Source organism: Oerskovia sp. Root22, assembly GCF_001429135.1.
Lineage (GTDB): Bacteria > Actinomycetota > Actinomycetes > Actinomycetales > Cellulomonadaceae > Oerskovia > Oerskovia enterophila.
Map to the genome: position 1 here is coordinate 1 of NZ_LMIL01000013.1, position 12,103 is coordinate 12,103.

8 protein-coding genes are annotated in these 12,103 nt (G+C 72.6%); 1 reads left to right on the forward strand and 7 read right to left on the reverse strand.

The features are described 5' to 3' along the window. From ASE15_RS20990 to ASE15_RS18795, 5 genes are all read right to left on the reverse strand, one after another. Positions 1–133 (reverse strand): FAD-binding protein (locus ASE15_RS20990; RefSeq protein ID WP_157277284.1); only part of this gene is annotated, 133 nt, incomplete at its 3' end. A gap of 145 nt (positions 134–278) precedes the next feature. Further along, complete coding sequence (locus ASE15_RS18780) at positions 279–2,186, reverse strand: protein kinase family protein (RefSeq protein WP_056765057.1); 1,908 nt, start codon at positions 2,184–2,186, stop codon at positions 279–281. A gap of 59 nt (positions 2,187–2,245) precedes the next feature. Beyond that, positions 2,246–4,102 carry a murein biosynthesis integral membrane protein MurJ gene (gene murJ / locus ASE15_RS18785; RefSeq protein ID WP_235534574.1) on the reverse strand — a complete coding sequence of 619 codons (1,857 nt, stop codon included), beginning with the start codon at positions 4,100–4,102 and terminating at the stop codon, positions 2,246–2,248. Continuing rightward, positions 4,099–6,411 (reverse strand): DUF6049 family protein, encoded by a 2,313-nt coding sequence (locus ASE15_RS18790; protein WP_056765059.1) that lies wholly within the window; start codon positions 6,409–6,411, stop codon positions 4,099–4,101. The genes murJ and ASE15_RS18790 overlap by 4 nt, the downstream gene beginning before the upstream one ends. Beyond that, entirely contained in the window at positions 6,408–7,067 is a 660-nt protein-coding gene (locus ASE15_RS18795) for an NUDIX hydrolase (protein WP_082609125.1), read from the reverse strand. The genes ASE15_RS18790 and ASE15_RS18795 overlap by 4 nt, the downstream gene beginning before the upstream one ends. Before the next feature lie 123 nt (positions 7,068–7,190). Between ASE15_RS18795 and ASE15_RS18800 the strand changes: the two genes are divergently transcribed. Beyond that, on the forward strand, positions 7,191–8,669 hold the full coding sequence (locus tag ASE15_RS18800; RefSeq protein ID WP_056765062.1) for a CCA tRNA nucleotidyltransferase: 1,479 nt from the start codon (positions 7,191–7,193) through the stop codon (positions 8,667–8,669). 159 nt (positions 8,670–8,828) lie between these two features. On the opposite strand, the gene ASE15_RS18805 is transcribed toward ASE15_RS18800, so the two are convergent. After that, entirely contained in the window at positions 8,829–10,364 is a 1,536-nt protein-coding gene (locus ASE15_RS18805) for an MDR family MFS transporter (protein ID WP_056654021.1), read from the reverse strand. Positions 10,365–10,641: 277 nt separating this feature from the next. After that, complete coding sequence (locus tag ASE15_RS18810) at positions 10,642–11,964, reverse strand: MFS transporter (RefSeq protein WP_056654024.1); 1,323 nt, start codon at positions 11,962–11,964, stop codon at positions 10,642–10,644. Between the last annotated feature and the right edge of the window lie 139 nt (positions 11,965–12,103).

The window sequence follows — 12,103 nt, forward strand, 5'->3', positions numbered from 1 at the left end:
CCGTGATGGAACCGGCCAGGACCAGGGGTTCGAGGCCCGCGCGCGCGGCGTACACGGCGGCCGTGTACCCGGCGGGGCCCGAACCCACGATGATGACGTTCCGCGGCGCGGTCGTGGGGCTGTTCTCCGTCACGTGTACTCCTCAGTGGTGGGTGGTGCACCGGGTCCAACGCCAAGGGGCGTCCTTCTGTTCCGAGGGCACCGGTGTCGGTGGTCTGCTGCGCTCCCTCACGCCGACGCGGGGGAGCGCAGCAGGGCGGTCGATGCTGGTCAGCCGTTCAGTAGACCGTGATCTCGTTGAGCTCGACGCGGTACGCGCCGTCGGGGGCCTGGGGCAGCTCGGTGATCATCAGGACGAACGTCGTGCCCTTCGCGGCGGGGTCGAGCTCGAGCTCGACGGTCTCCGAGAAGGTTCCCGAAGCCAGGATCTCGCCACCGTTGGGCTCGGCGGGCGTCACGGCGCGGACCTCGACGTGGCCGCCCGTGTTGTTCGTGCTCAGGACGATCCGCTGGACGGTCTCCGGCTCCCTGAACGAGAAGGTGTAGCCGGTACGCGACTTGAGGCCGCCGAAGCCACCGTCCTTGTAGGAGTACGTGAACCAGAAGGTCGACGGGTCTCCGTCGATCGCGAGGGGCACTGCCTCGGGCTTCTCTCCGACGTCACCGGGGTCGGCCACGTCGGGGTCGAGCAGCCCGCCGCTCGCGATCGTGAGGGGATCGGTGTTGACCGGCAGCTCCTCGTCGGTGCCGCCTTCCGAGGGGTCGGACCCGCTCGGCTGCTCGATCCCGTTGTCATCGTTGGGCGAGGCGGTGTCACCGAACCCGCTGAGGCCGAACTTGACGCCCCACACGACCGCGACGATCACGAGGAGCAGCACGATCGGCATGATGATCCAGGTGCTCTTGGACCCGGTCTTCTTGGTGGGGGTGGTGGCGAAGGGGCCCGACGGCGGGCCCGCCGCGGTCTGTCCGGCGGAAGGTTGGGCGGCGGCCGGGGGAGGCGGCGGCACGCTGACCGTGGGCTGCGCCGCGGAGACCGGGTGCGGCACGGCGGCGGCCGGCTGCGTCGGGTACCCGCCGGCGGGAGGCCCGGCCGTGACCGCGGCGTAGGCCGCAGGAGCCGGGGAGTCGGCGTAGGTGGGAGCCGGGTAGCTCGCGCCGTCGGGCAGCGTCGATGCGCCGCTCAGGGGGACCCGGTGGATCCGTCCCGTGGCCGGACGATGGAACGGTACCGCGGGCGGCGGGGTGCCCGGCGGGGTCGAGAGCGGGACGTCGAACGCGCTGCGGATCGACTGCCTGCTCACCCCGTTGGTGGGCTGCGGGGCGGGGCGCTGGACGAAGGTCGGGAGCGCGGCGACCACCGAGAGGGTGCCCCAGGGCTCGAGGGCCGAGACGATCTGGGCGGGTGTCGCGGGAGCCGGGCGGTCGCCGTCGGCGGCGGTGTCGTCACCCGATGCGTCCGAACGCGCCGCGGCGTCGGCGAAGACCTGCGCGCAGAGCTCGGACAGGTCGGCGGGCGCCCCGGGGACCACGGCCGCGAGCGGGAGGATGCCCGAGGCGTCGCGCTGCGCCGGAAGGGGATGGACGGAGTCGGGGGTGATCCACGGCACGTCGAGACTGGGCCCGGCCCAGCGCGCGGTCATGGCGTAGTAGAGGAGCGCGACGAGCCCGACGGCGTCGAGGTGGGAGGTGACGTCGGCATCCTGCTGGTCCTGCCCGCTGATCCCGGCGTCGAGACCGAGGCCCGTGACGAGGACCTTGTTGCCGTCGACGCGGACGGCCTCGGGGCGCAGCGCGAGGTGGTGGACACCGCGGCGCCGTGCCACCTCGAGCGCAGCAGCGGCCTCGCCGACGATGACTCGGGCCTGCTGGGCGTCGACGATCCCGCCCGCGACGACCTCTGACAGCGTGATGCCGGCGAAGGGCTCGGTGATGACGTAGGCGATGCCGTCGTCGGTCCCCACGTCGAGCACACGTGTCAGCCGGGGGTCGGCGACGAGCGCAGCGCGTCGTGCCGAGTCGATCGCCTCGGTGACGTGCTGCCCGGTGACGAGCGAGACACGCACGGTGCGGTTGAGCACCGAGTCGTGCGCGGACCAGGCGGTGACGTCGACCAGGTCGCTCGCCAGTCGTTCGGCCAGCAGGTATCGCCCTACCAGCGTCGTGCCGGGTCCTGCTGCGGTCACCTGCCCACCTCGAACTTCCTTGCCGTTGACATCTTCCCCCCACATGGTACGGGCGCCTTCTATCTCGCGGCCGGACGTCGTCGCCCGAGCTTGCGGAGCAGGGGGTCGGCGAGCTGGTCGAGCTCACGGACCCGCATGGCCTTGAGACCGCCGATGTACACGGCGGTCATGATGATCCCGACAACCACCGTGACGACCGCGGCGCGGAGCCACGACAGTCCGTACAGGTCACCGAAGAGCTGAAGTACACCCCATCCGACCGCAGCGCTGGCTCCCGCGGCGAGGATGGTCTTGACGTGCATCCGGACGATCCGGAAGGCGTCCAGCCCGTGCAGCTTGCGCCGCAGGCCGGCGGTCCGCAGGAGCACGACGATCATGTTGGACAGCGACATCGCGGCACCGACGCCGACGACCCACCACACGGGGTCGAGCGTGCGCGTCGCGAGCCACGCGATCCCCACGAGCGCGACGGTCGCGGGGACCTGGATCATGAAGACGGTCTTGCCGTCCTCGTAGGCGAAGTACACCCACTTCATGAGGACCATGCCGCCGAGCGGCACCAGGCCGAAGGCCATGGCGACCAGGATCTGGCTGACGGCGACGGCCCCGCTCGGCGAGACGTTGATGAGCAGGAGCTTGGTGAGCGGCAGTGCGAGGATCGCGAAGACCGCGGTCGCGAAGACCGTGAACACGCCCACCGTCCGCACGCCGCGCGACAGGTCGTGACGCACGCGCGCGAAGTCGCCGGCCCCGGCGGCCGCGCTCATGCCGGTGAACAGCGCGGTGGCGATCGACACGGTGACGAGCGAGTGGGGCAGCAGGTAGATCATGAGCGCCTGGGTGTAGGCGGCGTTGCCCGCGACGGAGAAGGCCTCGGGCGCGCCCGTCACGACGCCCGTGACCACCCCGAGCGCGGCCGGTTCGGAGGCGTAGTCGCCGAACGTCTGCCGCAGCGCGGCGGCAGGGGCGCTCGAGGCGAACTGCGTCGTGAACAGGACGCCGATCTGCTCGAGGATCACGGCACCGAACGTCCAGATCGCGACCTGGCCCGCCGAGCGCAGGCCGATCCCGTGCAGGCCCAGGCGGAAGTGCCAGCGGAAGCCGGAGCGCCACAGGGGCAGGATCAGGATGAGGGCCTGGGACGCGACCCCCAGCGTCGCCGTCCCGGCGAGGAGCGCGATCTTGGCCCCGTCCCACGTGCCGAGGTCCTCGACCGCGCCGGTCGCGTACGGGCCGTAGATCAGGATGAACGCGACGAAGCCGACGATCGACACGACGTTGTTGACCACGGGGGCCCACATGAACGGCCCGAACTGTCCGCGCGCGTTGAGCACCTGCCCGAGCAGCGTGTACAGCCCGTAGAAGAACAGCTGGGGGATGCACCAGAACGCGAACGCCACCGCGAGCGAGAACTGCGCGGAGCCCCACCCGTCGGTGTACAGCGACACGATGATCGTGGACGCCGACGTCAGGAGCAGGCTCAGGCCCAGGAGCAGGACCCCGGACAGCGTCAGCAGCTTGTCGAGACGTTCCTGCGGGTTCTTGGAGCGGAACGCGCGGATGATCTGGGGGACGAGGACCGCGTTGAGGACACCGCCCGCCAGGATCGCGAAGAGCACGTTGGGGATCTTGTTCGCGACGTCGAACGCGTCGGCTGCGAGGCCCGTGGTCCCGATCGCGGTGATGAGCAGGACGTTGCGGACGAGTCCCAGGATGCGCGAGACCGCGGTCCCGGACGCCATGAGCATCGAGCTGCGGCCGAGGCCGCCCTTGGTGCCGGTCACGGTCGTCGTCCCTGCCTCGGTGTCCTGGGTGCCGTCGGGCGCGGACGACGTCGCTCCGGCGGCGGCGGGCGCCGCGTCGTCGGGCACGGGGCGTGGCCTGCGCGGGGTGCCGCTCGGGCGGGCGTGCTTCACTCCTCGCTCCCTGCCGAGGTGTCCGACGGCGGCGCGGAGGCCTGAGCGGTCGGCACACCGGACGCGGGGGTGAGCTCCGCGACCCGGCGCGGGGAGCGCCCGCGCCGGATCGTCCGCCACAGGCCGCCGATCATGAGCAGGGCGACCAGCCCGGCGAACACCGCGGTGCCGACGGTCTCCCAGTCGGCGCGCACCCTGACAGAGAAGTCGGAGGACGGAGCGACGACCGTCCCGGACGGGACGGCGAGGAGCTCGACCTCGACGCGGACGTTGCCGCTGCCGTACGCCCGGACCGGGACCTTGAAGTCCACCTCGGTCCCGGGCGGGATGGGGCCGACGGGGAACGAGACGACCTTGAGGCGCGCGTTGTCCGGTCGGAGCGCGACCTGGACCGTGACCTCCTGGTCGAGCGTGTTCTGCACCCGCACGGGGATGTTGCCCGACGTGTTGATGAGCAGGACGCCCGACCCGCGACGGACCACGGCGACCGACGAGCGGAGGCGGTCCGCGTCGGCGATCGCCGCCTGCACCGCGGCCGTCCGTTCGTCCTGCGCCGCGCGGTACGCCACGGCCGTGGGCACGACGAGCGCGGGCTCGGCCTCCTGGACGATCGCGGCCGGGTCGGTGGCGATCGTGGAGAACGTCGAGACCTCGGAGCGGGCCCGCTGGAGCGACGACATCTCGGGTGCCGGCAGGACCCCTTCGCCGCCGTCGGTCTCGGGGAGGGCGCTCCGCTCGACGTCCGGCACCGGTGCGGACAGCAGATCGTCGACGGGGGTGAGCGTGACCCAGGAGGCGGCGTCGAGCGCGTCGAGCACGGCGTCGAAGGCGGCAGGGTCCGGGTCGAACCCACGGGAGAGCGCGATCAGGAGGTGTCGGGAGTCCGCAGGGCGCTCCGAGGCGATCACTGCGGTCTCCGCGAGGAGGCGCTGCGTGGCGTCCGCCGTCGAACCCGCTCCCGAGGCCCGGGTGCCCGCCGAGAACGCCTCGGTGAGCGCGGCGTCGGACACCAGAGCGGTCGCGGGACCCGCGTCGGTCTCGACCGTGGCCAGGCCGGTCGGGGTGTAGCTCACGGAGTCCACCGGGGTCAGGCCGTCGCCCCGGACCACGACGAGGGGCGATCCGGCCTGCACGCTCGTGCGCACGGTCGCCCGGCCCGGGACCTCGTCGCCGGGGAGCGTGAGGTCGGTGCGCCAGGAGGGATCCGTCGTCGAGCCTCCTGGCAGGGGGACCGACGGCGCGGGGAGCGCGGCCCCGACCTGTGCGTAGGCCGCAGGGTCCGGGTCGTAGGGGCGGAGCGCGAAGATCGATCGGTCCGCGGACGCCTCGTCGAAGGCGGACACCCACGCCGCGGTCGAGCTCTCGGCCGAGGTGCGCGCCGCGGCGACCAGCGCCGGGTCGACCGCCCAGGCGACCTCGGGGCGACCCGCGGTCGCGGTGAGGAGGTGTCCCAGAGGTTGCTCGGCACCGAGCGCACCGTCCACGGCCGCGACGTCGACGCTCGTCTGCTCCTGCCCCTCGGCGTCCGGGGACGTGGTGAGGCCCAGCGGAGGGCCGGTCACGGGGGCGAGGAGGCTCAGCCCGACGGGTGCCGGCGCCGCGGCGTCCTCCCACAGGAGGAAGGTACGCAGCACGTCGAGCCGTGCGGAGCCGTCCGTGACCGTGATCGAGAGGGGCCGGGGCCCCCATGTCGATCCCGGTTCGAGGTTGAAGTCGTCGGTGTCCAGGTCGAACGTCACGGTCGCCTCCTGGCCCGGGGCGATCGGATCGAGGGCCTCGGTCGCCATGGCCTCGGCGGACCGCTTGGAGGTGGGTTCGTCGGCCCAGGTGGCCAGGGCGGACCGGGTGCCGAGGAGGCGCCAGTTCACGCCGAGCGTGGCCCGGGGGGCCGTCAGCACCTCGTCGGTGCCGTTGTGGATGCGCGCGACCACCGTGACGGTGCTCCCGGGACCGACCGTGGTGGGCGTCATCGAGACGAGCGTGGTCGAGACCGCGCCCGGCTCGTCGACGACCGCGGGCGCGGCCCCGGCCGCCCCGCTCGTCCCGACAGCAGCGGACGCCGTGGCCTCACGTGCACTGCCGGGGGAGGAGGGTACGACGACGAGCGCGAGGGCGAGCGCTGCGGTCAGGAGACCGCCGACGAGGTTTCTGGTCAGGGATCGAGGACCGGAAGCCCTGGCACCGGTACGCAGGTCGTCCGGGGACGGCCGAAGGAGCGGTCGAGTCTGCGGGACGGCCGAGGGCGCGGGGGAGTCTGCGGGGCGACGGCTCGATGCACGGGCTGAGCCGACGGGCGAGTGGAAGGTCATGAGTGGTCGGTCGGGTTCCGGGGGTCGTCGGGTGCCGGCCGGCTGGTACGGACGACGGTGCGAGTCACGGTACCCCGGAAGCGGGCTGTCGTGCGCCGACCTCGGAGGACGTCGTGCGCGACGGCCGCGAGGCGCCGCTCGTTCGGGTACGACAACCGCTCGGGAAGGTCCTCGAACGGGATCCAGGCGACGTCCTCGGCCTCGCCGTCGGGGTCGCCCTCGACCGTGAGGCGCCCGCCCGTGGCCTTGAGCAGGAAGTGATGGACGACCTTGTGCACGCGCCGGTCCTCGCCCGTGAACCAGTAGTCGATGATCCCGAGCGGCAGCTGGACCACGCCCGTGATCCCCGTCTCCTCGGCGATCTCCCGGACGGCGGCCTCCTCGGGCGTCTCGTCACCCTCGAGGTGGCCCTTGGGCAGGCACCACTCGAGGCGTCCACCCCGGTTGCGGCGGGCGATGACGGCGGCCCGGAACAGGCCGTCGAACGTGTCGACGACGAGTCCACCTGCGGAGATCTCCTCGACGACGGGGAGCGGTGTGGTCGGGGAGGGCGCCGGGGTCGCTGCGCGCGCGGCCTCCGGGTCGATCCGCAACGCATGCCCACCGGGCGGTGCTGGGACACCGCGGTGGTCCGGAGAGTGCGCTGGGGTGGACATGACCCAACTTTACCGAGTGTGGAGTCGGCGCCTGATCTGGCACGCTTGGATGTCGTGCCGACTCCTTCCCAGAACGCCCCCGTCCCCGAACCTTCCGCGCAGCCAGCGGGGGGTTCTCGTGGGGTGCCGACCACGCCCGAACAGCTCGAGCTCCTCCGGCGCGCCCTGGCGGTGCTGACGGAGATGGCGCCCGCGGCGATCGAGCTCGGGGAGCTGTTCCACGCCGCAGGCCACGAGCTCGCCCTCGTGGGCGGTCCGGTCCGCGACGCGTTCCTCGGCCGCGCGAGCAACGACCTCGACTTCGCGACCTCGGCGGACCCGGACCAGACCCAGGCGCTCCTCGCGGCGTGGGGCGACGCGCACTGGGACATCGGCAAGGAGTTCGGCACGATCGGCGCCAAGCGGTTCGGGCCCAAGGGCAGCCCGCGGGGGACGGGTGACCTGGTGGTCGAGGTCACGACCTACCGCACCGACGAGTACGACCCGGCGTCGCGCAAGCCGCTCGTCGCGTTCGGGGACACGCTCGTCGGCGACCTGTCCCGGCGGGACTTCACGGTCAACGCGATGGCCGTGCGGGTACCGGAGATGCTGTTCGTCGACCCGCACGACGGCCTCGCGGACCTGGCGCTGGGCGTCCTGCGCACCCCGATCGCCCCCGAGCGCTCGTTCGACGACGACCCGCTGCGCATGATGCGGGCAGCGCGCTTCGCCGCCCAGCTCGGGTTCGAGGTCGAGCCCGCGACCCGCGCAGCGATCGTCGGCATGGCCTCGCGCATCGAGATCGTCTCCGCGGAGCGCGTGCGCGACGAGCTGACCAAGCTGCTGCTGTCGGACGAGCCGCGCAAGGGGCTCGAGGTGCTCGTCGAGACCGGGCTCGCGGACCACGTCCTGCCCGAGCTCCCGGCGCTGCGCCTCGAGATCGACGAGCACCACCGGCACAAGGACGTCTACCAGCACTCGTTGACGGTGCTCGAGCAGGCGATCGCGCAGGAGACGGGGCCCGACGGCGCGGTGCCGGCCCCGGACCTCGTCCTGCGGCTCGCGTCGCTCCTGCACGACATCGGCAAGCCCGCCACGCGGCGCTTCGAGTCCGGGGGCGGGGTCAGCTTCCACCACCACGAGGTGGTGGGGGCCAAGCTCACCGCCAAGCGGCTCAAGGCCCTGCGCTTCGACAAGGACACGGTCAAGGACGTCTCGCGGCTCGTCGAGCTGCACCTGCGCTTCCACGGGTACGGCGAGGGCGAGTGGACCGACTCCGCGGTGCGACGGTACGTCACGGACGCCGGCCCTCTGCTCGAGCGGCTCCACCGCCTGACCCGGGCCGACTCGACCACGCGCAACAAGCGCAAGGCGCAGCGCCTCTCGGACGCGTACACCGACCTGGAGCAGCGCATCGAGCGGCTGCGGGGCGAGGAGGAGCTGGCCTCGATCCGTCCCGACCTCGACGGGCAGCAGATCATGGCGACCCTGGGGATCGCTCCCGGCCCCGAGGTGGGCCAGGCCTACAAGTTCCTGCTCGAGCTGCGGCTCGACCGTGGCCCGCTCGGCGAGGACGTCGCGCGCGAGGAGCTGCTCGCCTGGTGGGCGGCCCGCGAGCAGTGAGCGCGAGCCCGGCCGCGGGCTGACGCCGGCCGAGGTGCTGGTCGGCTCCCGCGGTCGGCCGGTCGACCGCGGGCCACCTCGAAGGCCGGGAACGACGAAGGGCGGGCACCTCGGTGCCCGCCCTTCGTGCGTACTTCCGCTCGCGTGCCGTCGGCCGCGTCAGCGGCGCTCGGGCGCCTCCCCGACGCTCTCGAGGACGGGAGCGTCGAGCGTGGCGGGCGCGACGGCGTCGGGCAGGACGGGGGACGTCTCGACCGCAGCCGGCCTGCGCAGCAGGAACGTCAGCGCGACCGCGACCAGCGTGACCGCCGCGCCCCAGACGAACGCCGAGCTCACGCCCTCCGCGAGGGCGACCTGCTCGCTCGCGCCCTCAGCGGCCAGCGCGACCGAGCGCGACGTCATGACCGCGACGAACAGCGCCGTCCCGGCCGCGCCCGCGAGCTGCTGGACCGTGCCGATCATCGCGCTGCCGTGCGAGTACAGCGACGGCTTGAGCGCCGAGAGCGCCCCCGTGAACAGCGGTGTGAACACGAACGCCAGGCCCAGGCTCAGCACGACGTGCGCGCCCAGGACGAACCAGGGCGACGTGCTCGCGCCCACGGTCGACAGCGCGGCGAGCGACACCGTGACCGCGACCAGGCCCGGCAGGACGAGGGGACGGGGTCCGACGCGGTCGTACAGGCGTCCGACCGTGGGACCCAGCAGACCCATGAGCAGACCACCCGGCAGCACGAGCAGCCCCGTGTACAAGGGGTCCATGCCCAGCGAGTTCTGCAGGTACAGCGGCAGCAGGATGATCGAGCCGAACAGCGCGATCATGCTGACCGCCATGATCCCGAGCGACACCGTGAAGCCGCGCGAGGAGAAGACGCGCAGGTCGAGCAGCGCCGCGTCGCGACGCTGGAGGACGAGCTGACGTGCGACGAACAGGACCAGGAACACGGGTCCGACGACGAGCGGGATCCACACGGGGACGACCGGCGTGGCGCGCGCGGCCTCACCCAGGTTGGACAGGCCGTAGACCAGACCGCCGAACGCGAGGGCCGCGAGGACGAGCGAGAGCGGGTCGAGTCGCGTGTGCGTCCGGTCGGCCGAGTCCTTGACGTACTTCGCGCCGACGACGAGCGCCACGAGGGCGACCGGCAGGACCAGGCCGAAGATCCAGCGCCAGCTCAGGGTGTCGAGGATCAGACCGGACAGCGTGGGGCCCAGGGCGGGAGCGGCCGCCATGACGATCGCGACGTTGCCCATGATCCGGCCACGGGCCGTCGGGGGGACGAGCGTCATGATGGTCGTCATGAGCAGCGGCATCATGATCGCGGTGCCCGAGGCCTGCACCACGCGCGCGCCGAGCAGCCAACCGAAGCCGGGTGCGAACGCCGCGAGGGCCGTGCCCGTGCTGAACAGCGACATGGCGAGCAGGAACGCGCCGCGGGTCCCCAAGCGCTGCAGCAGGAAGCCGGTCGCGGGGATGACGATCGCCATGGTGAGCATGAAGGCCGTCGTGAGCCACTGGCCCGTGGTCGCGGAGATGTGCATCTCCGCCATGAGGTGCGGCAGGGCGACGCCCATGGTCGTCTCGTTGAGGATGACGACCGACGCCGAGACGAGCAGGAGCGCGATCACGAGGAAGTTCTCGCGCGAGAGCTTGTCGGAGGTGGGTAAGGACGGGGCGGTGCTCTGAGGTACCTGCATGGCTCTCCTGTGGGGTCGGTGCGCGCCCGCGCGGCCCGGGGGAGCACAGCGAGGGAGGTGGGGAGCGTCGGGTCGAGAAGTCGTACGCCCTACGAGAAACGACGCTCAACCATCCTGAGTTATTCCCCGCGACCCTGACGACTCCTTTTCCGGGCAGGACTCATCGGTCGTCCGACGACGACGACGCCGACCGCGTCGCGAGGCCCGGCACGGCGCCGGTCTCACGGCACGCGTCGGCGCGGGCAGGGATCCGGGGTGAGCGACCTCACCCCACGCGCTACTCGCCGACGGCCGCGCGCGGGAGGTGAGCCGCGCCGTCGGGCTCCGCCGGGCGGCGTGCCCCGAACCGGCCGAAGACCACCGCCGCTGCCGCGTACGCGAGCGCGAGGACCACGAAGACCGGACGCGAGTAGCCCGTGTCCGGGAGCGTGAACGCGGCCAGGGCCGCCGCCCCCACGAACGCCGCGTTGTACAGGACGTCGTAGAACGCGAAGGCCCTGCCCCGGAAGGCGTCCGCGGTGTCACGCTGGACGATCGTGTCCACCGCGATCTTGGTCGCCTGGGCCGCGAGCCCCAGCAGCAGCGCCCCCGCGTACACGACCGTGCGCGACGGTGTCGTGACGAGCAGGAGCTGGCTCGCCGAGGCCAGGCCCAGCATGAGCGCGATCCACAGGTGCGGCCCCGTGTAGCGCGACAGGGTCGGGGTCAGCACGACGGCGAGCGCGCCACCCACCCCCGTGAGCCCGACGACCGTCGCGAACGTCGCGAGCCCCGCGTTCGCGTTGCCCGGGTCCGACAGCAGGTTGCGCGAGATGAGGATCGACGCGATGAACGTGACCCCGTACAGGAAGCGGTGCGTCGCCATGACCATGAGGGCCTGACCCGGCGTGCGCCGCGCTGCGAGATAGCGCGCGCCGTCCGCGAGGCCGCGCGCGACCTTCGCGATCTCTGTCGTGATCGCGGCCTCGGCCGGCTCGTCCGGCCCCAGCAGCCCGCGCGACATGCGCAGCGCGAGCGCCGACGCCGCCCCGAACACGAGTGCCGCGCACATCAGCGCGACCGAGTCCTTGACCCGGCCCGGCTCGAACAACAGGCTCAGCAGGAAGCCGATGCCCCCGCCGACGAAGGCCGCCGCGGCACCGAGGGACGGGGTCAGGGAGTTCGCCGTGAGCAGCAGCGGGCCGTCGACCACCCGCGGCAGGCCCGCCGACAGGCCCGCGAGCAGGAACCGGTTGACCGAGAGCGTCGCGAGCGCCAGGACGTAGATCCACGGCGTGACGCCCGACGTCAGCATGAGGACCGCCGTGGCCGCCGTCAGGACCACGCGCACCGCGTTGCCCCACACCAGCACCTGGCGTCGGCTCCACCGGTCCAGGAAGACCCCCGCGAACGGCCCGACGATCGTGAACGGGGCCAGCATCACCGCGAACGCCGCGGCGATCGACGCCGCCGTGCCCTGGGACTCCGGGGAGAAGAAGAGGAGCGACGCCAACCCGACCTGGAACATGCCGTCGCCCGCCTGGCTGACCAGCCGGACGGCGAAGAGCTTCCTGAAGTCGCGCAGCCGAAGCAGGACGCCGAGTTCCGAGATCACACCCACCGGTTCAGGGTATGCGGTGGTGGGAGCGGACCTCACCCCGGGACGGCTCGACGGCGGGCCTCCCCCCGGGGCTCGGGGGTTGTCAGACGCCGGGCGGGGCATGGCCCGGGGTGGTTCTGACAACTCAGCCGGCGGGTTG

Coding starts and splice junctions, on each gene's coding strand:
- ASE15_RS18790 (WP_056765059.1), bottom strand. CDS start 6,411: ATGACCTTCCACTCGCCCGTCGGCTCAGCCCGTGCATCGAGCCGTCGC.
- ASE15_RS18805 (WP_056654021.1), bottom strand. CDS start 10,364: ATGCAGGTACCTCAGAGCACCGCCCCGTCCTTACCCACCTCCGACAAG.
- ASE15_RS18795 (WP_082609125.1), bottom strand. CDS start 7,067: ATGTCCACCCCAGCGCACTCTCCGGACCACCGCGGTGTCCCAGCACCG.